The organism is Streptomyces sp. CA-111067, from assembly GCF_050956065.1.
GTDB lineage: Bacteria > Actinomycetota > Actinomycetes > Streptomycetales > Streptomycetaceae > Actinacidiphila.
The window spans coordinates 5,156,959-5,179,079 of the sequence record NZ_CP192103.1 but is presented as its reverse complement, the minus strand read 5'-3'; the positions used below and the strand labels follow the sequence as shown (position 1 = coordinate 5,179,079).

The 22,121-nt window shown below is 74.5% G+C and carries 20 protein-coding genes; 12 read left to right on the top strand and 8 right to left on the bottom strand.

Annotated elements, in window-relative coordinates; translation table 11 throughout:
• Positions 1-29: 29 nt before the first annotated feature.
• On the bottom strand, positions 30-941 hold the full coding sequence (locus ACQPW6_RS22640) for an SDR family oxidoreductase (protein ID WP_433891497.1): 912 nt from the start codon (positions 939-941) through the stop codon (positions 30-32).
• A gap of 99 nt (positions 942-1,040) precedes the next feature.
• Between ACQPW6_RS22640 and ACQPW6_RS22635 the strand changes: the two genes are divergently transcribed.
• The gene (locus tag ACQPW6_RS22635; RefSeq protein ID WP_433891496.1) at positions 1,041-1,607 is read left to right on the top strand and encodes a TetR family transcriptional regulator; all 567 of its coding nucleotides are present in this window, start codon (positions 1,041-1,043) and stop codon (positions 1,605-1,607) included.
• A 970-nt stretch (positions 1,608-2,577) separates the two neighbouring features.
• Here ACQPW6_RS22635 and ACQPW6_RS22630 read toward each other — a convergent pair.
• A complete protein-coding gene (locus tag ACQPW6_RS22630) occupies positions 2,578-3,246 on the bottom strand; it encodes an LUD domain-containing protein (RefSeq protein ID WP_433891495.1) in 669 nt (222 codons plus the stop codon).
• A gap of 523 nt (positions 3,247-3,769) precedes the next feature.
• On the opposite strand from ACQPW6_RS22630, the gene sigJ reads away from it, so the two are divergent.
• A complete protein-coding gene (gene sigJ / locus ACQPW6_RS22625) occupies positions 3,770-4,648 on the top strand; it encodes an RNA polymerase sigma factor SigJ (protein WP_433891494.1) in 879 nt (292 codons plus the stop codon).
• Between the two features lie 77 nt (positions 4,649-4,725).
• Here the strand turns inward: sigJ and ACQPW6_RS22620 are convergent, their stop codons facing one another.
• A complete protein-coding gene (locus ACQPW6_RS22620; RefSeq protein WP_433891493.1) occupies positions 4,726-5,538 on the bottom strand; it encodes an SDR family NAD(P)-dependent oxidoreductase in 813 nt (270 codons plus the stop codon).
• An 86-nt stretch (positions 5,539-5,624) separates the two neighbouring features.
• Here ACQPW6_RS22620 and ACQPW6_RS22615 point away from each other — a divergent pair, with 86 nt between their 5' ends.
• A complete protein-coding gene (locus tag ACQPW6_RS22615) occupies positions 5,625-6,476 on the top strand; it encodes a helix-turn-helix transcriptional regulator (RefSeq protein WP_433891492.1) in 852 nt (283 codons plus the stop codon).
• Positions 6,477-6,928: 452 nt separating this feature from the next.
• On the opposite strand, the gene ACQPW6_RS22610 is transcribed toward ACQPW6_RS22615, so the two are convergent.
• A complete protein-coding gene (locus ACQPW6_RS22610; RefSeq protein ID WP_433891491.1) occupies positions 6,929-7,693 on the bottom strand; it encodes an SDR family oxidoreductase in 765 nt (254 codons plus the stop codon).
• A 93-nt stretch (positions 7,694-7,786) separates the two neighbouring features.
• Between ACQPW6_RS22610 and ACQPW6_RS22605 the strand changes: the two genes are divergently transcribed.
• Positions 7,787-8,722: a sigma-70 family RNA polymerase sigma factor gene (locus ACQPW6_RS22605; RefSeq protein WP_433891490.1), complete on the top strand. Its 936-nt coding sequence runs from the start codon at positions 7,787-7,789 to the stop codon at positions 8,720-8,722.
• Between the two features lie 201 nt (positions 8,723-8,923).
• Here the strand turns inward: ACQPW6_RS22605 and ACQPW6_RS22600 are convergent, their stop codons facing one another.
• Positions 8,924-9,562 (bottom strand): MarR family winged helix-turn-helix transcriptional regulator, encoded by a 639-nt coding sequence (locus ACQPW6_RS22600; protein WP_433891489.1) that lies wholly within the window; start codon positions 9,560-9,562, stop codon positions 8,924-8,926.
• Between the two features lie 75 nt (positions 9,563-9,637).
• Here ACQPW6_RS22600 and ACQPW6_RS22595 point away from each other — a divergent pair, with 75 nt between their 5' ends.
• Positions 9,638-10,402, top strand: coding sequence for an SDR family NAD(P)-dependent oxidoreductase (locus ACQPW6_RS22595; RefSeq protein WP_433891488.1), 765 nt, complete (start codon positions 9,638-9,640; stop codon positions 10,400-10,402).
• A gap of 22 nt (positions 10,403-10,424) precedes the next feature.
• Here ACQPW6_RS22595 and ACQPW6_RS22590 read toward each other — a convergent pair whose 3' ends face one another.
• Complete coding sequence (locus tag ACQPW6_RS22590; protein WP_433891487.1) at positions 10,425-11,111, bottom strand: SAM-dependent methyltransferase; 687 nt, start codon at positions 11,109-11,111, stop codon at positions 10,425-10,427.
• Between the two features lie 364 nt (positions 11,112-11,475).
• Positions 11,476-12,429: an SDR family NAD(P)-dependent oxidoreductase gene (locus tag ACQPW6_RS22585; RefSeq protein ID WP_433891486.1), complete on the bottom strand. Its 954-nt coding sequence runs from the start codon at positions 12,427-12,429 to the stop codon at positions 11,476-11,478.
• Between the two features lie 102 nt (positions 12,430-12,531).
• Here ACQPW6_RS22585 and ACQPW6_RS22580 point away from each other — a divergent pair, with 102 nt between their 5' ends.
• A complete protein-coding gene (locus ACQPW6_RS22580; protein WP_433891485.1) occupies positions 12,532-13,365 on the top strand; it encodes a helix-turn-helix domain-containing protein in 834 nt (277 codons plus the stop codon).
• Positions 13,366-13,555: 190 nt separating this feature from the next.
• Here ACQPW6_RS22580 and ACQPW6_RS22575 read toward each other — a convergent pair whose 3' ends face one another.
• Complete coding sequence (locus ACQPW6_RS22575) at positions 13,556-15,007, bottom strand: MFS transporter (protein ID WP_433891484.1); 1,452 nt, start codon at positions 15,005-15,007, stop codon at positions 13,556-13,558.
• 69 nt (positions 15,008-15,076) lie between these two features.
• Between ACQPW6_RS22575 and ACQPW6_RS22570 the strand changes: the two genes are divergently transcribed.
• From ACQPW6_RS22570 to ACQPW6_RS22545, 6 genes are all read left to right on the top strand, one after another.
• Entirely contained in the window at positions 15,077-15,775 is a 699-nt protein-coding gene (locus ACQPW6_RS22570) for a TetR/AcrR family transcriptional regulator (protein ID WP_433891483.1), read from the top strand.
• Between the two features lie 421 nt (positions 15,776-16,196).
• Positions 16,197-16,931, top strand: coding sequence for a class I SAM-dependent methyltransferase (locus ACQPW6_RS22565; protein ID WP_433891482.1), 735 nt, complete (start codon positions 16,197-16,199; stop codon positions 16,929-16,931).
• 5 nt (positions 16,932-16,936) lie between these two features.
• Entirely contained in the window at positions 16,937-17,746 is an 810-nt protein-coding gene (locus ACQPW6_RS22560; protein ID WP_433894624.1) for a hypothetical protein, read from the top strand.
• Between the two features lie 67 nt (positions 17,747-17,813).
• Complete coding sequence (locus ACQPW6_RS22555) at positions 17,814-18,626, top strand: flavin reductase family protein (RefSeq protein ID WP_433891481.1); 813 nt, start codon at positions 17,814-17,816, stop codon at positions 18,624-18,626.
• 186 nt (positions 18,627-18,812) lie between these two features.
• The gene (locus ACQPW6_RS22550) at positions 18,813-20,132 is read left to right on the top strand and encodes a M14 family zinc carboxypeptidase (protein WP_433891480.1); all 1,320 of its coding nucleotides are present in this window, start codon (positions 18,813-18,815) and stop codon (positions 20,130-20,132) included.
• Positions 20,133-20,994: 862 nt separating this feature from the next.
• Complete coding sequence (locus ACQPW6_RS22545) at positions 20,995-22,104, top strand: M14 family zinc carboxypeptidase (RefSeq protein WP_433894623.1); 1,110 nt, start codon at positions 20,995-20,997, stop codon at positions 22,102-22,104.
• Positions 22,105-22,121: the final 17 nt, after the last annotated feature.

Sequence of the window (22,121 nt, the reverse complement as noted above, 5' to 3'; positions counted from 1 at the left end):
GTCAGGGCCGGGCCGTCAGGGCCGGGCCGTCACGGCTGGGTGAAGTAGTGGGGCTCGGTCAGGTCTTCGAGCAGGCCCGGGTGGGTCGGGGACCAGTCGAGCAGGGCGCGGGTCGTCTCGCTGGACGACGGGTTGTCCAGGGCCACGGCCGGGCCGAGGAAGGCGAAGCGGCCGGCGGCCTCCTCGGCCGTCACGCTGACCACGGGCACGTCCGCGCCGCGGGCGATGGCGGACGCTATGGCGCGGAACGGGATGCCCTCGTCCGCGACCGCGTGCAGCCGGCTGCCGGGCGGGGCCGTCTCCAGGGCCAGCCGGTAGACCCGGGCCGCGTCGAGGGTGTGCACCGACGGCCAGCGGTTGGCGCCGTCGCCCACGTAGGCGGACGCGCCGGTCTGCCGGGCGATGGCGACCAGGATGCGGGTGAAGCCGTGGTGGTCGAGCGGGCTGTGCACGATGGGCGGCAGCCGGACGACGGACGACCGCACGCCGCGTTCGGCCAGCCCGATCACCAGGTTCTCGGCGTCGGCCCGCGGACCGCCGGCGGCGACGTCGGCCTCGGTGCCGGACCGTCCGGTGATGCCGAGCGGGATGAGCATGAGGGTGCCGGAGGTGATGACGAGCGGCTTGCCCGTCCCTTCGAGCGGCGCGCCGAGCGCTTCGACGGCGGCGAGGTCGGCGGCGACCGCGTCGTCCATCCGGCCCGCGCCCATCAGGTCGTGCTTGAAGGCGAGGTGGATGACGCCGTCGGCCGCCGCGGCGGCCTCGTGCAGCCCGTCGAGGTCGTCGAGGTCACCGCGCCTGACCTCGGCGCCGGCGGCCTTCAGCGTCTCGGCGGCGCGGTCGGAACGCGCGAGGCCCACGACCTGGTGGCCGGCCCGCAGCAGCTCGGGGACGACTGCCGAGCCCATGTGCCCGGACGCACCCGTGACGAAAACACGCATGAGAACTCTCCTCGACGATGGCTCCTGGTGGCTGATGTCACCTGGTGCCATCAGCTTAGCGCCGTCATGACACCAGGTGACATCGGCTAGGCTTCCCGCATGGGCAGATGGGCGCCGGACGCGCGGCAACGGCTTCAGGAGGCGGCCCTGACGCTCTACGGCGAGCGCGGGTACGAGGAGACGACCGTCGCGGAGATCGCCGAACGCGCCGGGCTCACGAAGCGGACGTTCTTCCGCTACTTCACCGACAAGCGCGAGGTGCTCTTCTGGGGCTCCGAGCTGCTCGAACAGCAGATGGTGACCGCGATCGAGGCGGCCCCGGACGGGACCTCGGCGCTCGGCATGCTCGAGGCGGCGCTCTCCGCGGCGGCGGTCCGCTTCGAGGAGGCGAGCGAGTTCGCCGGGACGCGGCACCGGATCATCGCGTCCAGCCCCGAACTCCAGGAACGCGAGCTGATCAAGGGGGCGGCCCTTTCCGCGGGCGTGGCCCGGGCACTGCGCGAGCGCGGCGTCCCCGAGCGGGGCGCTGCGCTGGCGGGGCTGGTGGGGGCGAGCGTGATGCGGGTGGCTTTCGAGGAGTGGATCCGCGATCCCGGTGCCACCCCGTTCGAACGCTTTGCCGCTGGCGCTCTGGCCGAACTCCACACTTTGACCCGCACGCCATAGCCCCGGGCTCCGTTCTCCAGGGACGGCCCCGGCCGCCACTTCCGCGGCTCGGCGCCGGGCCCCGGTCACGGTTGCGCCCCGGTTCCGCGGCTCGGCGCCGGGCCCCGGTTCCGCGGCTCGGCGCCGGGTCCCGGTTACGGTTGCGCCCCGGTTGCGCGGCTCGGCGCCGGGTCCCGGTTACGGTTGCGCCCCGGTTGCACGGCTCGGCGCCGGGCCCCGGTTGCGCGGCTCGGCGCCGGGCCCCGGTTACGGTTGCGCCCCGTAGGGGGCGCGGGGAACTGCGCGACCAGCCACGACGATGCTGAAGCCGGCTACGGGCGGCAACCCGCCGTTGCAGATCCGGTCTTTCGCCGACCACCGGCCGGTGGGGGCTTGTCGCGCAGTTCCCCGCGCCCCTGGTGAAGCCGGGACTCGCGCTGGTCGCGCCCACGCGGCGGAGCCGCAAACCAACAGCAGCCCCGCGCCCCGCTTACGGTTGCGCCCCGGTTTCCCGTCGCGCCTCGGGGTTAGGCGCCGCGCCCCGAGTGCGTTTCCCGGCTTGGCCGCAGGGGCCCCGGCCCCGGACGTGCCCCGTAGGGGCGCGGGGAACTGCGCGACCAGCCACGACGATGCTGAAGCCGGGTACGGGCGGCAACCCGCCGTTGCAGATCCGGTCTTTTGCCGTCCACCGGCCGGTGGGGGCTTGTCGCGCAGTTCCCCGCGCCCCTGGTGAAGCCGGGACTCGCGCTGGTCGCGCCCACGCGGCGGAGCCGCAGATCAGACACAGCCTCGCACCCCTGGTGAAGCCAGGACCCGCACTGATCGCGCCCACGCGGCGAAGCCGCTAAACACCAGCAGCCCCGCGCTCCTATGGGCACGTCCCCCGGCCGGGGCGCAACCGGGGCCGGCCCGGGGTCAGGGTGGGGGCGTGCGCCGTTGGGAGGGCTACCGGGCCCCGGCCGGGGGGATATCGCGTAACCGGGACCCGAGGTCAGAAGCCGATCGGGGTGCGAAGGAGGAGAATCGTCGCGCGGCCGGGGAAGGGCTCCGCGTTCATGATCAGCAAGCGGTTGATCGCGCTCGGCACCCCGTACACCTCCTTCGAGCGGACGTTCTCCAGCGGAAAAGCGTGCTCCTCCACGCGGCGCAGCGCCGTCCCCAGGTCCGGCACGACCTTCTGCGCGCCGACGATCCAGATCGCCCGCCCCGCCCCGCCGGAGTAAGCGGGCAGTTGGCTGCCGCTGCCCGACGCGACCACGACGGACCCCGTCTCGGTCACCGCGGCGACGCTCCCCACGACGTAGTCGGGGCAGGACGTCAGCCGCCGGATGTCGTCCCCTTCCGTGGCCCGGTCCATCGCCAGGACCCGCGGCCTGACCGGCAGGTACCGCCCGCTGGTGTTGAGGTCCTCGTTGATGCCGGACAGCCGCAGCGTCTCGCTGGCCGAGGTGAACACCTCGACCCCGGCCGGAATCAGATCCCTGACGCGGGTCCGCGCCGCGGAGACGTCGTCGAGCACTTCGACGGCGAACCCGTGGGCCGTCAGCGCGGTCGCGGCCCGCCGCAGCGCCTCCTCGGACGCCGGGCCGGCGAACTCCGTCGTGGGAAGCGAGGTGGCCGGCGTGGTCGGGGTGATCGGGGTGATCGGGGTGGCGGTCATGGTGTCTCCCTGGGCTGGTCGCGGCGGGTCTCCCCCGCCGGTCCGCTCGCGCCGGCAGCTGCCGCCGGCGCCCGCACCGCCGTCTCAGCGGTGCCTCGACCGTCCGACGAGACGGCTCCCCGGAATGTCAGGCCGCGCGCGCCGCCTCACAGATCGGCGCGGTATCCCGTCGGATGAGTGGGGCGGGCTCCAGGGGACCCCGCGGAAGGAGAATGGCAGCACGATGAACACCGGATCCGAGCCAGAACGCGGCAGCCGCGCGCCCGACGGCAAGGGCCCCGGCCGGCAAGGCCCCGGCGGGCAGGGGCCCGGCCAGCAAAGCCCCGGCGGGCAAGAACCCGGGGAGCAGGGGCCCGGCCAGCAAAACCCCGGCAGCCAAAACCCAAGCGCGCAGAGTCCCGGCCAGCAAAACCCCAGCGGCCACGGTCCCGGCGGCCCAGATTCCAGTCGCCCCCGGCCCGGCCGCCAGGCGGCCCACGGCCAACCGGGGCATGGCCAGCCCGACGCCGCGCTGAGCGCGATCATGAGCGAGCGTCGTCAGCTCATCAACCTCACCTACCGCCTGCTCGGCTCGCTCGCCGACGCCGAGGACGCCGTCCAGGAGACGTACGCCCGGTGGTACGCGATGCCACGGCAGCAGCAGGACGCGATCCACAGCCCCGGGGCGTGGCTGACGACGGTCGCCAGCCGCATCTGTCTGGATCTGCTCGGTTCGGCGCGGGCTCGGCGGGAGCGGTATGTGGGCGAGTGGATTCCCGAGCCGCTGCCGGAGCCGACGGAGTGGGCGGCCGTACGGACGGGTGGCGCGGCGGTCGATCCGGCGGACCGGGTGACGCTCGACGAGTCCGTCAACATGGCGTTCCTCGTCGTGCTCGACGCGATGACCCCGGCCGAGCGCGTCGCGTTCATCCTGCACGACGTCTTCCGCTACCCCTTCACCGAGATCGCCGAGATCACCGGCCGCACGCCGGCCGCGTGCCGCCAGCTGGCCTCGTCGGCCCGCCGCCGTATCCGCGCGTCGCGGGCGGCGGTGACGCCCACCGCCCAGCAGGCCGGCATCGTCAGGGACTTCAAACTCGCCTGGCAGGCCAAGGACATCGACGCCCTCGTCGGCCTCCTCGACCCCGACGCCACGCTGATCGCCGACGGCGGCGGGCTGGCCAGGACGGTGCTGGAACCGGTCCAGGGCAGCCTGGAGATCGCCCGCGTCTACCTGAACATCGCGCAGTCGCGGCCCGGCGTCACGATCCTGGAGACCACCGTCAACGGGCAGCCCGGCCTGGTCATCCAGGAGGACGGGGTCACGGACGGGGTGACGGCGTTCCACATCGTGGACGGGCGGATCAAGCACATCTGGTCGGTGCGGAACCCGGAGAAGCTCCGTCCCTGGCGGACCGCCTGACCGGCCCGGGCCCGTACGCCCCCTGTACGCGCAGGGCGCCCGTACCCGGCCCCGCGCCCCGCGTCAGGCGCCCGACGTCACGCCAGCGACCCGCCGTCCACCCGCAGCACCGTCCCGTTCACGTACGACGCGCGGTCGCTGAGCAGCCACGCCGCTGCCTCGGCGATCTCGGCGGGGTCGGCGGCGCGGCGCAGCGGCGACCTGGCCGTGATCCGCTCGACGAGGCCGGGCGAGTGGCCCTCCCAGGTGCGGATCATCTCGGTGAGCGTGCCGCCGGGGGCGATCGCGTTGACCCGGATGCCCTCGGGGCCGAAGGTGACGGCGGCGGACTCGGTCAGGCTGTTGACGGCCCGCTTCATCGCGCCGTACGCGGGCAGTTCGGGGTTGGCCTTCAGGCTGCCGACGCTGGAGTTGTTGACGATCGCGCCGGTGCCGGCCGTGGCCCGGATGGCGGCGACCTCGGCGGCCATCGCCAGCCACGGGCCCCTGAGGTTGACGGCGTAGAGGTGGTCGAAGTCGGCCTCCGGCACCTGGTCGACGGGGCCGGGCGGGGTGATGGTCGCGCCGTTGTTGAAGGCGAGGTCCATGCGGCCGTACAGCTGTACGGCACGGTCGACGGCGGCGCGTACGGAGGTGGCGTCGGCCAGATCGCACACGACGTACTCGGCGGTGCCGCCCGCCGCCCTGACCTGCTCGGTGACGGCCTTGAGCTCGGCCTCGGTACGGGCCGCGAGCAGCAGGCTCGCGCCCTCCCGGGCGAACAGCCGGGCCGCGGCGGCGCCGATGCCGCGGCCGGCGCCGGTGATGAAGGCGATCTTGCCGGCCAGGAGGCCGGCGGTCGGCGCGCTCTCGTTCTGCTGTGTCGTGTCCGTGGTGTCCGTGGTGTTCATGGCACCGAGCGTGCGGCGGGCGCCGGGGCGCATCCAGGCACCGGTGGTACCTGGCTCGGCCGGGAGGGCCGGCGCACACTGGAAGCGTGGACAGACAAGAGCTGGCGGCGTTCCTGCGCAGCAGGCGTGAGCGGATCAGCCCCGCTGACGTGGGGCTGCCGGCCGGGACGCGGCGCCGCACGCCGGGGCTGCGGCGCGAGGAGGCGGCGCAGCTCGCGTACATCTCGGTCGAGTACTACACGCGCCTTGAGCAGGCGCGCGGCCCGCGCCCGTCGCGGGAGGTGCTGGCCGGGCTCGCCCGCGCGCTGCGGCTCTCGGACGCCGAACGCGACCACCTGCACCACCTCGCGGGCGCGCCGCCCGGACCGCCGCCCGGGCCGTCGCGCGAGGTGCGGCAGAGCATCCTGGATTTGATCCAACGGCTGCCGCAGTCCGCGGCGTTCGTGACCTCGGCGACGTACGAGGTGATCGCCTGGAACGACCTCGCCGCCGCTCTGATGGAGGACTTCTCCGCGCTGCCGCGCCGCGAACGCAACCTCCTGCGCCGGGCGTTCCTGCTGCCGCACCCCGACGGGCGCCGGCTGTACGGGGTTTCGGACGTGGACGGGTTCGCCCGGACCGCGGCCCAGAACTTGCGTGCCACCGCGGCTCGTTACCCCGACGATCCGGAGGTGACCGGTCTGGTGCGCGAACTCCGCGCGGGGAGTGAGGAGTTCGCCCGGTTGTGGGCGTCACACGATGTCGCGGCGGAGCCGACGCTCTGCAAGACGTTCCAGCACCCGGTGGTGGGTGCGGTGACCGTGAACTGCGACGCGCTCGATATCGCGGATCGGGACCAGCGGGTCGTGATCTATACGGCTACGCCGGGTTCGCGCTCGGAGGAGGCGCTGCGGTTGCTCTCGGTGATCGGGACGCAGCGGATGTCCCTCCCCGGCTAACCGGCCTCCGGCCGGTGGTTGACCCTCTGCCCCGCTGGGGCCGGTGTTCAAGGTGCAGCACCGTCGTGGGCTGGCCGCGCCCACGCGGCGGAGCCGCACACCAGACGCAGCCCCGCGCCCGTTAAGACCCCGGTCTCGCCCGCCCCCGCCCCGGACGTGCCCCGTAGGGGCGCGGGGAACTGCGCGACCAGCCACGACGGTGCTGCAGCCGGCTACGGGCGGCAACCCACCGTTGCAGATCCGGTCTTTCGCCGTCCACCGGCCGGTGGGGGCTTGTCGCGCAGTTCCCCGCGCCCCTGGTGAAGCCGGGGCCAGCGCTGGTCGCGCCCACGCGGCGGAGCCGCAAATCAGACACAGCCCCGCGCCCCTACGGGGCGCACCCGGGGGCCGGGGCCAACCCCGGGGGCAGCCGAGGCCCGGGCGGGACGGGGCATCGGTGGTGGGAGGCGGGGTCAGCGGGGCTGTTCGGCCAGGAACTGTTCCCACGTCTGCTCGCCCGTCTCCGCCGCGTCGAGCGACAAGTTCTCCCCCGCCCGGTACGCGCGGCCCGTCTTGCCGGGGAGGCGGAGCGGGAGCCGGGGGCGGCGGCGTTTGCCGTGGGCCGCGAGGTAGTCGGCCGTCAGCTCGCCGAAGTCGTAGAGCTTCGGACCGGCCAGGTCCGGCACGTAACCGGCGGGCTCGCCGAGCGTCAGTTCTGCCAGCCGCACGGCGACCTCGCGCGCGGCGACCGGCTGGAGCCGCAGACCGCCCGGCACGGGCGTCACCGGGAGTCTCGTCATCGTCCGCGCCATCGTGAGCACCAGCTCGTGGAACTGCGCGGCCCGCAGAATGGTGAACGGGATGCCCGACCCCGCCACCGCCTGCTCCGCGCGCAGCTTCGTCTTCAGGTACCCGATCGGCACCCGGTCCGCCCCGATGATCGAGATGTAGACGAAGTGCCGCACGCCGGCCCGGGCCGCGGCCCGCACCAGGTTCGCGGTCGCCACGTCGTCCCCCTTGTTGGCCCCGGCCAGGTGCAGCACCGTCTCGATGCCGTCGAGCGCGGGCTCGATCCCGTCCCCCTCGATCAGGTCGCAGGCCACGTACTCGATGCCGTCCGCGGCCTCCCGCTCGTGCCGGCTCAGCACCCGCAGCTCGTGCCCCGCGGCCCGCAGCAGCGGCGTGGTGTGCCGGCCCAGCGTGCCCGTGCCGCCGGTGACCAGGATCGTTGGCGTCATGATTGCTCCCGTTCTCATGCCCGGCCCCGGCCCTGCCGGCGGGGTTTCGTAGGCTCTGCCTTGTTGACACGGCACGGACGGGGAATGTGACCGATGGACGAGAACGACCGGCTCCTTGACGCGTTCGAGCAGCAGCGCGGGCGGCTGCGCGCGGTGGCGTACCGGATGCTCGGCTCGGCGAGCGAGGCCGACGACGCCGTCCAGGAGACGTGGCTGCGCGCCACCCGCGCCGGCACCGCCGACGTCGAGAACCTCGCCGCGTGGCTGACCACCGTCACCGGCCGGATCTGCCTGAACATGCTGCGGACGCGGGCCACCCGCCGCGAGGAACCGCTGGAGATCCCCGGCGAGGGGGCGCCCGCGCTGCGCCCCGACGTGCTGCCCGAGCTGCGCGTCCCCGACCAGATCGGCGGCCACGAGGAGGGCGCGCTCGACCCGGAGGGCGAGGCGCTGCTCGCCGATTCGGTGGGGCTGGCGATGCTGGTGGTGCTCGACCGGCTGACCCCGGCGGAGCGCCTCGCCTTCGTCCTGCACGACCTGTTCGCCGTCCCCTTCGACGAGATCGGCCCGCTGGTCGAACGTTCCGCCGCCGCGACCCGGCAGCTCGCCAGCCGCGCCCGCCGCCGCGTCAGGGGCGGCGCCCCGGCGCCGGGCGCCGACCTGGCAAGGCAGCGCCGCGTGATCGACGCCTTCCTCGCCGCCTCCCGCGGCGGCGACCTCGACGCGCTGGTCGCCGTCCTCGACCCGGATGTCGTCCTGCGCGCCGACCCCGAGGCCGGCCCCACCCCCGCTCCGCTGGTGATCCGCGGCGCGAAGTTCGTGGCGCAGGGCGCGGGCGCCGCGGCGGCCCGCGTGCAGCACACCGACTTCGCGCTGATCGACGGCGAGGTCGGGCTGGTGATGGCGCCGTACGGGCGGCTGTTCCTGGTGCTGCGGTTCCGCTTCGACGGCGACAGGATCACGGCCATCGACGTGGTGGCGGCGCCGGAACGGCTGGAGGGGGTGGAGCTGGCGGTGCTCGGGGAGTGAGGCCCCGCCGGTTACGGGGGGCGGGTCGGCTCGTACGGCGCGGGGCTTGTACGGTGCGGGGCCTGTACGGTGCGGGGCCGGATCGACGGTGCTGGGCCGGCTCGTACGGCGGCAGGTCCGCGGTCACGGAGCCGAGCTTGTCCTTACGGTGCCGGGTCCGCTCTTACGGTGCCGGGCTCGTTCTTACGGTGCCGGGTCCGCCTACGGCTGCGGGCCGTCCGGGGTGACGCGGCGGGTGACGTCGGCGGAGAGCTTGCCGAGCAGCGCGATCAGCGTGTGCCGCTCGTCCTCCGTGAGGGACGTCACCAGGGCGGCTTCGCGGCTGAGCACGCCGTCCACCGAGCGTTCGATCAGGGCGTGGCCGGCCGGGGTCAGGCTGACGAGTACGGCGCGGCGGCCGGTCGGGGCGGCGGCGCGGGTGACGAGGCCGTCGCGTTCGGCGCGGGCGACGCGCTGCGAGACGGCGCCCGCGGTCACCAGCGTGCGGCGGCCGATCTCCCGGGTGGTGAGCGCGTACGGCGGCCCTGAGCGGCGGATCACCGAGAGCAGGTCGAGGGTGGCGGCGTCGATGCCGGCGGCGTGCAGCGCGCGGGCGCGGTCGTCGGTGAAGAGCTTCGCGAGCCGGAAGATGGGGGTCACGATCTCGATGGACTCGGTCGGGGTGCCCGGGCTCTCGCGCTGCCAGGCGGCGGCGATCTCGGCGACGGGGTAGGGGGTGGCGGGCCCGGGCCCGTCGCGTTCGTCCGTCCCGCCGGGACCGCCGGGACCGCCGGGACCGCCGGAGTGACCGGAGCCGCCACCGGGATCAGCGCTGACGCCGTCGTCGGGATCGTCGGGCATCGAGGAGCGCCGCCTTTCCGGCCGGGTGCTGTACGTTGGAGCTGACGTTTAGACCTAAACGTACCAGGAGGAAGCGTGACCCGCACCGTACTCATCACCGGCGCCACCAGCGGCCTGGGGCTCGCGACGGCCGAGCGCTTCGCCGCCGACGGGGCGACGGTCTTCATCACCGGCCGGCACGAGGAGAGCGTGACCAAGGCCGCCGCCCAACTCGGCGGCAGGGCAAGGGGGTTCGTCTGCGATGCGGCCGATCCACAGCAGGCGGCGGCGCTGCCCGGGCGGCTCGGCGCCGGGGTCGGCCTCGACGTCCTCGTCAACGCGGCGGGCGGACTGCCGGAAGCGCCGGCCGCCTCGGGCGCGGGGCCGGCTGCCGCGTCAGATCCGGACGCCGACCGGCTGGCCGCGATCGTCGCGGAGTGGGACTCCAGCCTGCGGCAGAACCTGCTGACCGCCGTCGTCACCACCACCGCCGTACGGCACCGGCTCGTCCCCGGCGCGGCCGTGATCAGCATCGGGTCGATCGGCGCGGAGCGCCGCGGCGGCTCGTACGGCGCGGCGAAGGCGGCGCTCGCCGCGTGGAACGCCACGCTGTCAGCGGAGTTGGCGCCCACCGGCGTGACCGCGAACGTCATCTCGCCCGGCTACATCGAGAACACGAACTTCTTCCGGGGCGCGATGACGCCGGAGCGCCGCGCGGCGCTGATCGCGGAGACGCACGACAAGCGTCCGGGCGCGCCGGAGGACGTGGCGGAGGCCGCGTTCTTCCTGGCGTCTGCGGGCGCCCGGCACGTCACCGGGCAGACGATTCACGTCAACGGGGGTGCGTACACGACTCGTTGAGGCGGCGGGGGCTGCGCCGGAGTCAGTCGACCGGGGCCAGCGTCAGGTAGGCCAGGCCGAGCACACCGTGGTAGCCGCGCAGCCAGGACGACCGGTGGTTGTCGAGCCGTTCGCGGGTCTCGGCGGCCAGCGGGTGCGTGCTGTTCGCGGCCAACCACGCCTCGGCGTCGGCCTGGTAGCCGGATTCGAAGTCCTCCCACTCGCCGGGGTCCGCCGTCTCCGTCCACACGGGGCGGAAGCCGGCGGCGACGGCGAGGTCCAGGAGGCCGGCCAGGTCGGGGTACTCGCCGGCGTGCGCGCCGGGCCACATCGCGCCCAGTTCGGCGGCGGTGGGCGGGCGCTGCCAGAACCCCTCCCCCACCAGCACGCGTCCGCCCGGCGCCACCAGCCGCCGCAACTCGCCCAGCGCGGCGGCGATATACCCCGGCGGCTCCTCCTCACTCAACGCCTGAGTGGCCCCCAGGCACAGCACGACGTCCGCGGGCCCGCGCGAGGTGCCGACGGCGGACTCCTCGACGAACTCGACCCGGTCGCCGATCCCCCGCGCCTCAGCCCCGGCCCGCCCCCGGGCGAGGTCCTCGCCGTTCCGATCGACGCCGATCCCGGTGGCCCCGGGTACGGCTTCGAGCAGCCGCAGCATCAACTCGCCCCAGCCGCAGCCGATGTCGAGCACGGTGGCGGGTTCGGCCCGGCCAAGCCGGTCGACCATGCGGTCGGCTCGGGCGCCGGAAAGGGGCCCATGAAACGTAAGCGAGCCGAGCCGCGGGAGAGGAATCGAAGTCACCCCGCGAACGTAACCCCCCGCTTCGAGCACCGCGCGGCAATTTCCCCCCGGCCGGCACCCGGCCGCACCGCCGTCGTGGCTGATCGCGCAGTTCCCCGCGCCCCTACGGGGCACGTACATCGGACCCCGGCCAGGCCATTCCTGGGGGCGCGGGGAACTGCGCGAGCAACCCACCACCGGCCGAAAGCCGAAAAACGACCGGGGTTTTCAGGGGCGCGGGGAACTGCGCCAACAGCCCACCACCGGGCGGCAGCCGGGACCGAGCCGGATGCCCCGCGGCCGGGGCGGGTCAGGCGAGGAGGCGGGTGGCCGCTTCCCACAGGCGGCGCGCGTTGCCCGCATCGAGGGCGAAGGGCGCCACGCCGCCCCCATAAAGCTCGGGCCGCTCGCCCAACACCTCCGCCTCCCCGCAATCCTCGAAGTACCTCCCGCTCACCCCACCCAGAAGCGGCGAAGCCGCCACAAGCACCGACGTCGCCGCCCCCTGCCCCACACTCTTTCGCCGCTCCACCGGCGTCCGCAGCCCCCCGGTGTGCTGCTGCAGGTTCGTCGCGATGGCACCGGGGTGCACCGCGTTCGCGCGGATGCCGTCGGCGGCCCACCGCCGTCCCGCCTCCACCGCGAGCAGCACCGTCGCCGTCTTCGAATCCCCGTACGCGCCAATGGGGTTGTACACCCGCCACCGGTAGTCGAGATCGTCGAGGACCGGCGGGCAGAACGTGTGCGCGTTGGAGCTGAGCGAGACGATCCGTGCGCCTTCCGCGCGGGCGAGCGCGTCGTGCAGGCCGGTGGTGAGCGCGAAGTGGCCGAGGAAGTTGACCGCGAACTGCATCTCGCGGCCTTCGGGGGTGCGGGTCAGTTCGGGCAGCGCCATGATCCCGGCGTTGTTGACGAGCATGTGCAGTGGCCCGTCCCACTGCTCGGCGAACGCCCGGACCGAGCCGAGGTCGACGAGGTCGAGCCGGCCGACCGTGACGTCCCGGTTGCCGGTGGACTCGGTGATCGCGGCGGCCGTCGCCCTGCCCGCGTCCACGTTGCGCACACCCAGCGTGACGGCGGCCCCGGCGGCGGCCAGGGCGCGGGCCGTCTCCGTACCGACGCCGGAGGTGGCGCCGGTGACCAGCGCGCGGGTGCCGGCCAGGTCGACGCCGGCCAGCACCTCGTCGGCGGTGGACGCGAAGCCGAAAGGCGTGGTCAGACGGGCGGGGGGCGTCGGGGACATGGGGGAGGTGTGTGCAGCCATGCGTCCGATGATGCGGCGATTCGTCACGCACAGTAAGACCCTGCCGACACTGGTACCCGCGGGGACAGGCTGAGCCACCCGCCCGGCCGTACGCTGGAGATCATGGCGACGGCGAGCGGGCTGACCGCGAGCGGACTCGGCGACTACCTGCGGGTGCGCCGCGAACGGCTGCGCCCGCAGGACGTCGGCCTGCCGCCGGGCGAGCGGCGGCGGGTGCCGGGGCTGCGCCGCGAGGAGGTCGCGCTGCTCGCCGGGATCAGCGTGGAGTACTACCTGCGGCTGGAGCAGGGCCGCGACCAGCATCCGTCCGACCAGGTGCTCGACGGTCTGGGTCGGGCGCTCCGGCTCGACCACGACGCCGAGACGTACCTGCGCGAGCTCGCCCGCCCGCCGCGCGCGTCCCGCCGCGGGCCGGCTCCGCCGGAGGAGGTGAGCGCGAGCGTCCGCGGGCTGATCGACGACTGGACGACGACCCCGGCGCTCGTGCACGGCCGCTACATGACGACGCTGGCCGCCAACTCCCTTGCGGTGGCGCTGTGTCCGTACTTCGCGCCCGGCGTGAACACCCTGCGGGCGGCCTTTCTCGAACCCGAGATGCGGGAGTTCTACCGGGACTGGGACGAGATGACGGCCAAGGCCGTCGCCTACCTGCGTTCGCTGGTCGCGGGCGCGGGGGACGACCCGCGGCTGGCCGAGATGATCGGCGAACTCAGCGCGGGGAGCGGGCGGTTCCGGGGGTTGTGGGCGCGGCAGGATGTGCGGCGGAAGACGAGCGGGGTGACGCGCATGCTTCATCCCCTGGTGGGACCGCTGGATCTCCACTACGAGAAGCTCGCGCTTCCGGCCGCGCCCGGCCAGATGCTCATCACGTACCACGCGAAGCGCGATTCCCCCTCCCACACCCGCCTGTCCCGCCTCACCACCCTCCCGAAGTAGCCCCCGCCCCGCCGCGATGCTCCCGGCCCGCTCCCGACTCCAGCGCCGTCGTGGCTGGTCGCGCAGTTCCCCGCGCCCCTACGGGGGCGCGTACATCGGGCCCCGGCCAGGCCATTCTTGGGGGCGCGGGGAACTGCGCGACAAGCCCCCACCGGCCGGGGCCGGGAGTCAGCCGGGGGGAGGGGCCGCGTCAGCGGGGCGGTGGGGTGCGGGGGATGAGGAGGAGGGCGGTCGACGCGGCGACCGCGACCAAGCCGCCCGCCGCCAGGATCGCCGCCCCGAAACCGTGCGCCTCCCCCGACCTCCCCCCGGCCGCCGCCGCGAGAGCCTCAAGGCCGGCCAGGCCGATCGAACCCCCCACCTGCCGCGAGCTGTTGATCAAGCCGGACGCCATCCCCGCCGATGCCTCCCCGACCCCGGCGGTCGCCGCCGTCCCCAACGGCACGAAGCACATCCCGATCCCGATGCTCGCCAGCAGCGTCGGCCCGAGAATCGCCCCCGCGAACCCGGCCCCGGCCGTGAACTCCGCCCCCATCCACACCAGTCCGGCCGCCCCGGCGAACCCGCCGCCCGCCAGCAGCAGCCGCAGGCCCGTCCGTGCCACCGCCCGGGTGGCGATCGCCGCTCCGATCACCGTTCCCACGCAGAACGGCAGGAACGACGCCCCGGTCGCCACGGGCCCGTACCCGAGCACCTCGTGCAGGTACAGCGAGCAGAAGTAGAACGCCGCGAACTGCGCGGAGAACAGCAGCATCATGAACACGTTCGCCCCGACCACCGGCCGCCGCGTCAGCAGCGACAGCCGCAACAGCGGCTCGGCGGACCGGAGTTCGACGAGGGCGAACGCCCCGAGCAGCAGCACCGCCGCTCCGAGCGTGACTCCCGTCGTGGCCGACCCCCACGACACGGACTGCGCCCGCACCACCCCGAGCACGAGCAGCGCCGCACCGGAGGTGACCAGCGCGGCCCCGCCCAGGTCGAGCCGGGGACGTGCCCCCTCGCGCCGGTCGGGCGCCAGCCGCAGGCCCACGACCAGTGCGAATGCCACGATCGGCACGTTGATCAGCAGCACCGAGCGCCAGCCGAACCACCCCGTGAGCAGCCCGCCGCCCAGCACCCCCACCGCGCCGCCGGCCGCCGCCGTGACGCCCCACAGGCCGAGCGCGCGGGACAGCGCGGGGCCCGGCGGGAAGTTGACCGTCAGCAGGGCGAGCGCGACCGGGGTGAGCGCGGCGGCGCCCGCGCCCTGCACCGCGCGGGCGGCGATCAGCCCGCCGGGGCTCTGCATCAGCCCGCCGGCCAGGCTGGCGAGCCCGAACACCACCAGCCCGCCGAGCAGCGTGCGCCGCCGCCCGATGACGTCGCCGAGCCGCCCGCCGAGCATCATCAGGCCGCCGAACGTGAGCGCGTACGCGTTGACCGTCCAGGTCAGGCCCTGGTCGGAGAAGCCGAGGCCGGAGCGGATGGCGGGCAGTGCGACGTTCACCACGGAGACGTCCAGCGAGACCATGAACTGCACCAGCAGGACGATGACCAGCAGCCATGTGCCCATCCCGGGCGGGGCGCCCCGCGGCGGGGGTTCGACGCGCGGCGGGCGGGTGCCCGTTCCGGTGGCCTCGCCGGTTTCCGTGCCTGGATCCATGACTGGCTCCTCTCGCGCCCGAACGTTCACGTACGACGTACGTGAACTGGGACGAGTAGAGCACGTACGATGTACGTGAATCAAGACGAGCAGGTCGCAGCCCGCTTGACGAGAGGTGGCGAGACGTCCCCGATGGCCGCACCGCGCAAGTTCTCCCAGCAGCAACTGCAGGCCGCCGCACTGGAGTTGGTCCGCGAACACGGCCTGGCCGGCCTCACCATGCGCAATCTGGCGACCGCGCTCGGCACCGGGGCGATGACGATCTACAACTACGTCGACGGCCGGGACGGGCTGGAGGCGCTGCTCGTGGACGTGGTGCAGGCGGAGGTCCGGGCCGTGCCCGGGGTTCCGTCGGCGGACTGGCGGGCCGACGTCCGGGCCATCGCCGAGGCCCAGTGGCGCGCGGTCCGCGCACACCCCGACGTGATCCCGCTCGTCCTCACGAGGCGCAGCGTCGACCGCCCGACGCTTGAGGGCGCGGAGCTCCTGCTCGACGCGCTGGCGCGCGGGGGGCGGACCGGCAAGGACCTGCTCATGGCGTTCCGCGCGGTGTCCGGTTTCGTGATGGGTTACGCCCAGGCCGAGCTGGCCGGCCCCCTGACCGTGGCCCCCGACGAGAACGCGGACTCCGTCGTCACCCGCGTCCGCGCCCTCCCGGCGGACCGCTTCCCCCACCTCCTCGACATCGCCGAGGCGGCGGCGAAAAGCGGCCCCGAGGAGGAGTTCCGCGCCGGCCTCGCAATCGTGATCGCCGGCCTCGCCGGGTAGCCCCCTGCGGGGTTGCTGACGCGCCCCGGCTGCCCCGCCGTCGTGGCTGTTCGCGCAGTTCCCCGCGCCCCTTCGGGGCACGATCACCGGGGTGCAAAAGCGACCCGACCCACCCCCCGCCGGCGGCCAGCCGGGACCCGACCGGAAGCGAGACGACCCGAAGGGGCGCGGGGAACTGCGCGCTCGGCCGGCCACCGGGCCGCAGCCGGGGGAAAACCGGAAACGTCACGGCGCGGCCCAAAAGGGGCGCGGGGAACTGCGCCACCAGCCCCCACCGGCCGAAAGCCGAAGAACGACCGGGGTTTTCAGGGGCGCGGGGAACTGCGCCACCAGCCACGGCGGCGGGGCAGCCGGCAAACCCGCCAGGGCCAGCACGGCGGCTACCCGAAATCGCGGAGCCGGGAGCATCCCATCCCGCATCATGGGGGACGTGAACCACGCCGCCGTCTACGACGTCGTCAACCCCTGGGGCCGCGCCCCGGACGACGCGTTCTACCTCTCGCGCGTCATGGCCGCGCGCGCCGTGCTCGATGTCGGCTGCGGCACCGGCATGCTGCTGCGCCAGGCGCGCGCCTCGGGCCACCAGGGGCGTCTGTGCGGGCTCGACCCGGACGACGCCATGCTCGCGCGGGCCCGGGAGTCCTCGGCCGGCGCGGGGATCGACTGGGTGCTCGGCGACCTCGGATCCGCTTCCTGGCAGGGCGAGTTCGACCTCGTCGTGATGACCGGCCACGCCTTCCAGGAGCTCCGCACAGACGAAGAGCTGCGCGGCTCCCTGCGCGCGATCCACACCGCCCTCACCGAAGACGGCCGCTTCGTCTTCGAGACCCGCAACCCCGCCGCCCGTGCCTGGCTCCGCTGGACCCCGGAGCACGCGCGGGAGAGCGTCGACCCGGCCACCGGCGCCACCGTACGCACCGCCCATCAGGTCCAACTCCCCCCGGACGGTGACCTGGTCACCTTCACGACCACCGTCACCAGCACCGACTGGGCGGCCCCGGCCACCGGCCGCAGCACCCTCCGCTTCCTGGACGCGCCCGCGCTCGCCGCGCACTTGGCCGATGCCGGGCTCACCGTCCTTGCCCAGTACGGCGATTGGGACGGCTCGCCGCTGACCGAGGCGAGCCCCGAGATCATCACGACCGTGGCCCGTTGAGCGGCATGTTCAGCGTCGAGGAACGGGACCGGGTCCGTGACCGGCTGCTCCAACTGGCCGCCGACGACCCCCTGGTGAGCGGCGCCGCGCTCACCGGCTCGCTGGCCGGCGAGGACGGCAAGGCGGGCGACCGCTGGTCGGACATCGACCTCGTCCTCGGGATCGACACGGACGACGGCGACCTCGGCCCGGCGCTCGCGGCCTGGACGGCAACGCTCTACGCGGAGTTCGGCGCGCTGCACCACTGGGACGTCACGTCGGGCCCGACCGTCTACCGGGTGTTCCTGCTGCCCGACCTGCTCGAAGTGGACCTGTCGTTCAGCCCGGCCGCGGAGTTCGGCCCGCGCGGCCCGCAGTGGCGTACGGTCTTCGGCACCCCCGCGCCGCGCCCGCCGGCACCGGACGGAAGCGCGGACGAAAACGAGGCCGGGACGGCGGACGGGGCGACCGGCCCGGAGGCCGACCACCTGGCCGGCCTCGCCTGGCACCACCTGCTGCACTCCCGCGTCTGCATCGAACGCAACCGCCTCTGGCAGGCCGAGCACTGGATCAGCGCCGTCCGCGGCCACCTGCTGGCCCTGATGGAGCTCCAGGCCGGCCACCCCACCGCCTACGCCAAGGGCGCGCACCTGCTGCCCCGGGCGCGGACCGCCGCCCTCGAACCCACCCTGGTCCGTACCCTCACCCGCCCGGAACTGGCCCGTGCCCACCGCGCCGCGGCCAACGCCCTGCACGACGAACTCACCCGCACCGACCCCGACTTGGCAGCCCGGCTGGCCCCGCTGTTCGCCGAACTCTCCACCACGGCGCCCTGACCCCGGGCGCGGACGTGATGTCCGAAACCCGCCGGATCACCGGCCTCCCGGTGGCGAGACTGGGGGCATGAGCACTGATGAGAGGCCCGCGGGCCGCACCTACCGGGACGACACCATCACCGGCATCGGGGCCGGCAGCGTACCCACCGCCGTCGAGCCCGCCGCGCCCGTCGCGCCCACCGCTCCCGTCGAGCCGCACACCCGCATCGAACCCGGCATCCTCTACTTCGGCACGCCCGTCGTCCTGCTGTCCACCAGCAACGAGGACGGGTCGGCGAATCTCGCGCCGATGTCGTCGGCCTTCTGGCTCGGCTGGCGGGCCATGCTCGGGCTCGGCGCGCGGTCGCAGACCGCCGTGAACCTGCTGCGGGACGGCCAGTGCGTGCTGAACCTGCCCGACGACGGCCTCGCCGACGCCGTCGACCGGCTCGCGCTGACCACCGGCCGGGACCCGGTGCCGGCCGGGAAGGCCGAGCGCGGATACCGGTACGTGGGCGACAAGTTCGGGCGGGCCGGGCTGACGGCCGTCGACTCGGAGACGGTACGGCCGCCGCGGGTGGCGCAGTGCCCGGTGGCGATGGAGGCGGTGGTCGAGGCCACGCACCCCCTCGCTGACGACGACGAACAACAGCGCGGCGGCATCGTGGTGTTCGAGGTGCGGATCCAACGGGTGCTGGTGCACGAGCGGATCAGGATGGCCGGCACCCGGGACCGGATCGACCCGGACCGGTGGCGTCCGCTCATCATGAGTTTCCAGGAGCTGTACGGGCTCGGGCCGCGGGTCCGCGAATCGACGCTGGCAAGCATCCCTGAACGGATGTACCGGGGCCCGGACATCGAGCGCTCCCGGGCCGAACCGGCTGCCGTGGGGCGCCCTTGACACCTGCGGGCGGCCCGCAGAGTCTGGCAGGGCGCGGCTGCGGCATGGCGGCCGGAAGCCGCTTCGGCGCCGTCCGGGGGCCGACTCCCGTAGGCGCGCCTGGAGTTGCGCCGGCACCGGCGCGACCGGATGTCCGGGGAACGGGGTGGGCGCCCCGGGCCGGGCGCGAACCGAGAAGGAGCCGTCATGCGCGGGCCCGACGCGTTTCCGACCGTGTCCGGGGTGGCGGCGGCGGCCCGGATGCTCACCAGGCGGCATCCCGACCTGTGCAGGATGCGGCTGGCCGGGGAGTCGCGGGCCGGGCGCCCGCTGTGGCTGCTGTCGGTCGGGCACGGCACCCGGCACGTGCTGGTCGTCGCCGGGCCGCACCCCGACGAACAGGCAGGCGGGGCAACGGCGTTGTTGCTCGCCGAGCAGGCGGTGCACGACCGGCGCCGGCTCACCGAGGACGACCTGAGCTGGGACTTCCTGCTCTGCCTCGACCCCGACGGCGCGCTGCTCAACGAGACCGGGCCGGCCGGGCCGCGCCCCGGAGCCGTCCACTACCGGCACACGTACCGGCCTGCGGCGGCCGAACAGCCCGAGTGCGCGGGGGTGTTGCGGACGTCAGTGGAGGAACTCCCGGAGACGCTGGCGCTGTTGGCGGTGATCGACGAGCTGCGACCGGTGCTTCAGTGCTCGCTGCACGGTACGGACGTGGGCGGCGGGTTGGTGCGGCTCACTGCCGATGTGCCCGGGCTGGCCGAGCCGTTCGGGAAGTACGCGGCCGAGCTCGACATCCCCGTGCAGACCGGTTCGTACGACGCTTTGGGCTGGGACGGCGCCGGGCCCGGCGTCTTCGTGCGCGGCGCGACGGCCGGCTCCACGTGGGAACGCCCGCACCGGTACGGCGGGTTGACGGCCGTGGTCGGCGTCCCGATGTGGGCGAGCCGCCGGGTCGCGGACCCGACCCCGCACCCCGAGCCCGAGCGCGCGGTCGCCTCGCTCGCGGCGCGGCTCCGCAAAGACGCGGCGGTCTCGGCAAGCACGCTGGACCGGGCCCGGCCCTATCTCGCCGAGCGGGACGGCCCGTTGCTGCGAGGCGTCGAGGACGCGACGGAGTCGCTGGGGCGGCTCGCCGACGAGTACGAGACGCTGGCGCTGGCCGGGACGGGCCGGGTTCCGCTGACGATGGCGCACGTCGCGGCACTCGACATCGCGGCGCGGCGGATGCCGCTGCTGGCGGCGGGCATGCTTTTGCGGCTGCTGGACCAGCAGCGCCACGGGGATGACGACCCGGCCGGCGAGCCGGGGCGGTTGCACACGCGGCTGGAGCGGAGGTTGGACGCGGGGGCGCGGGATCTGCTCACGGCGGCGGGGGCGAGGTGGGTGCCGGTGGGGGATCAGGTCGAGCTCCAGGCTCGAACGGTGCTGGCCGCGTCCCGCGCGGTGACGCGACCCGCCCCCGGCCCCCGGGTCCCGGCCGCGCGGCCGGACGGCGTTCCCACCGGGTTGATGCCCCGATGATCCTCCCCCTACGGGGTGCCCCGCGCACGGCGTCCCGCCACGGGGGTTCCGGACCGCCCCCGGCTGCCGGCCCGTCGTGCCTTGTCGCGCAGTTCCCCGCGCCCCTGACGGGGCCCCGCCATACGGGTTCCGGACCATCCCCGGCTGCCGCCCGGTGGGGGCAGGTGACGCAGTTCCCCGCGCCCCCAACGGCCCGCCGCCGTCGCAGTTCCCGACCGTCCCCGGCCGTCGGCCCGTCGTGGCTGATCGCGCAGTTCCTCGCGCCCCTAACGGGGCCCCGCCGTCTCGGTTCCCGACCGTCCCCGGCCGACCGTCCGCCGTGGCTGATCGCGCCCACGCGGCGCCAGCCGCACATCAGAAACAGCCCCGCGCCCCCAACGGGACGCCGCCGTCGCAGTTCCCGACCGTCCCCGGCCAACCGACCGCCCTGGCTGATCGCGCCCACGCGGCGCCAGCCGCACATCAGAAACAGCCCCACGCCCCCAACGGGGCCCCGCCGTCCCGGTTCCGGGCCGTCCCCGGCCAACCGCCCGCCCCGGCTGAACGCGCCCACGTGGCGGCAGCCGCGCATCAGAAACAGCCCCACGCCCCCGACGGGACGCCGCCGTACGGGTTCTCGACCATCGCCGACTGACCGCCCGCTCTGGCTGGCGGCGCAGTTCCCCGCGCCCCTGATCGGGCCCCGCCGTCCCCGTTCCCGACCGTCCCCGGCCAACCGCCTGTTCTGGCGGATCACGCCCACGTGGCGGCAGCCGCGCATCAGGAGCAGCCGGGCGGGGCTCGTGGGGGTCGGGGGAGGGAGGGGGTGATCGGGGTGGGCGGGGGTGTTTATCCCGGGGTGGAGGCGGGGGTGGCGGGGGGGATGGCCCTGGTGCGGGGGATGCCGGATGGGTGTCGGTTGCGGGTGGTGGGGGGGTCGCGGGCGGGGCGGGGGGTGCACGTTCTTTCTGTGGGGGGTGCGGCCGCGCAGCGGAGCGTCGTGGTGGTTGGTGGGGGGTGTGGCGATGAGCGGGTGGGGTCTGCTACTGCGCTGCGGCTTGCTGAGCGGGTCGCCGGGCGGCCTGAACTGCATGCCGGGCTCGGGGTCAGCTGGCATTTCTTGCTCTGCCTCGATCCTGACGGCGCCGCGCTCACCGAGGGCGCGCCCACCGGGCCGCGCAGCCTCGTGCGGCATTTCCGGTATGCCTACCGCGCGCCGGACGACGAGCAGCCCGAGGTGGCACCGGCGATCAGGGCCGCCGGGGATCAACTGCCCGAATCCCAGGCGCTGGTGGATCTCATCGACGAGCTGCGGCCCCGGCTGCAGTGCTCGTTGCACGGCGACGTCGTCGGCGGCAGCCGGGTGCGGCTCACCCGGGCGCTGCCCGGACTCGCGGAGTCAGCAGCCGAGTTGTCCGCCGAGCGCAAGATACCCGTGCACGTCGGCGGCTGCGACGAGCCGTACCGGGCCGCACACCCCACCTGGTTCAGGCCGCACCGCCACGGCGGCATGACCGCCGTCATCGAGGTGCCGATGTGGGCGAGCCACCGGGTCGCCGACCCGGCCCCGCACCCGGACCCGTCCCGCGCGCTGCACGACCTCGCGGCGCTGCGCCGCGCCCAGTCGGACCGTACGAAAGCGCTGCTCGCCGACGTCCGCGCGCTGCTGCCCGGCACCGGCAGCCCCGTCACCCTGGCCTCGGAGCCTCACTACTCCCCCGTGCCGCTGACCCGGGGCCACGTCGCCGCGCTGGACATCGCCGTCCGCCGGACGTCCCTGCGGGCGGTCGGCACGCTGCTGCGGCTGCTCGACGCGTTACCCGAGACCGTCAGAACGCAAGCCGTACGGGCTGACTGCGAGCGCCAACTCGCGCACTGGTCAGGTGAGTTGGAACGCGAGCACCAGCCCGTCTGGGTGCCGGTCCCCGACCAGGTTGAGCTCCAGTCGGAGACCGTACTCGCCGCCGTCCGCCTGCTGCTCGCGAACGACTGACCCCCGGGGCGCCGGGC

What these genes read in the sequence shown, in the direction of transcription:
- ACQPW6_RS22640 (WP_433891497.1), bottom strand. Translation starts at nt 941, where the DNA reads ATGCGTGTTTTCGTCACGGGTGCGTCCGGGCACATGGGCTCGGCAGTC.
- ACQPW6_RS22635 (WP_433891496.1), top strand. Translation starts at nt 1,041, where the DNA reads ATGGGCAGATGGGCGCCGGACGCGCGGCAACGGCTTCAGGAGGCGGCC.
- ACQPW6_RS22630 (WP_433891495.1), bottom strand. Translation starts at nt 3,246, where the DNA reads ATGACCGCCACCCCGATCACCCCGATCACCCCGACCACGCCGGCCACC.
- sigJ (WP_433891494.1), top strand. Translation starts at nt 3,770, where the DNA reads ATGAGCGAGCGTCGTCAGCTCATCAACCTCACCTACCGCCTGCTCGGC.
- ACQPW6_RS22620 (WP_433891493.1), bottom strand. Translation starts at nt 5,538, where the DNA reads ATGAACACCACGGACACCACGGACACGACACAGCAGAACGAGAGCGCG.
- ACQPW6_RS22610 (WP_433891491.1), bottom strand. Translation starts at nt 7,693, where the DNA reads ATGACGCCAACGATCCTGGTCACCGGCGGCACGGGCACGCTGGGCCGG.
- ACQPW6_RS22605 (WP_433891490.1), top strand. Translation starts at nt 7,787, where the DNA reads ATGGACGAGAACGACCGGCTCCTTGACGCGTTCGAGCAGCAGCGCGGG.
- ACQPW6_RS22600 (WP_433891489.1), bottom strand. Translation starts at nt 9,562, where the DNA reads ATGCCCGACGATCCCGACGACGGCGTCAGCGCTGATCCCGGTGGCGGC.
- ACQPW6_RS22590 (WP_433891487.1), bottom strand. Translation starts at nt 11,111, where the DNA reads ATGGTCGACCGGCTTGGCCGGGCCGAACCCGCCACCGTGCTCGACATC.
- ACQPW6_RS22585 (WP_433891486.1), bottom strand. Translation starts at nt 12,429, where the DNA reads ATGGCTGCACACACCTCCCCCATGTCCCCGACGCCCCCCGCCCGTCTG.
- ACQPW6_RS22580 (WP_433891485.1), top strand. Translation starts at nt 12,532, where the DNA reads ATGGCGACGGCGAGCGGGCTGACCGCGAGCGGACTCGGCGACTACCTG.
- ACQPW6_RS22575 (WP_433891484.1), bottom strand. Translation starts at nt 15,007, where the DNA reads ATGGATCCAGGCACGGAAACCGGCGAGGCCACCGGAACGGGCACCCGC.
- ACQPW6_RS22570 (WP_433891483.1), top strand. Translation starts at nt 15,077, where the DNA reads ATGTACGTGAATCAAGACGAGCAGGTCGCAGCCCGCTTGACGAGAGGT.
- ACQPW6_RS22565 (WP_433891482.1), top strand. Translation starts at nt 16,197, where the DNA reads ATGGGGGACGTGAACCACGCCGCCGTCTACGACGTCGTCAACCCCTGG.
- ACQPW6_RS22560 (WP_433894624.1), top strand. Translation starts at nt 16,937, where the DNA reads ATGTTCAGCGTCGAGGAACGGGACCGGGTCCGTGACCGGCTGCTCCAA.
- ACQPW6_RS22555 (WP_433891481.1), top strand. Translation starts at nt 17,814, where the DNA reads ATGAGCACTGATGAGAGGCCCGCGGGCCGCACCTACCGGGACGACACC.
- ACQPW6_RS22550 (WP_433891480.1), top strand. Translation starts at nt 18,813, where the DNA reads ATGCGCGGGCCCGACGCGTTTCCGACCGTGTCCGGGGTGGCGGCGGCG.
- ACQPW6_RS22545 (WP_433894623.1), top strand. Translation starts at nt 20,995, where the DNA reads ATGGCCCTGGTGCGGGGGATGCCGGATGGGTGTCGGTTGCGGGTGGTG.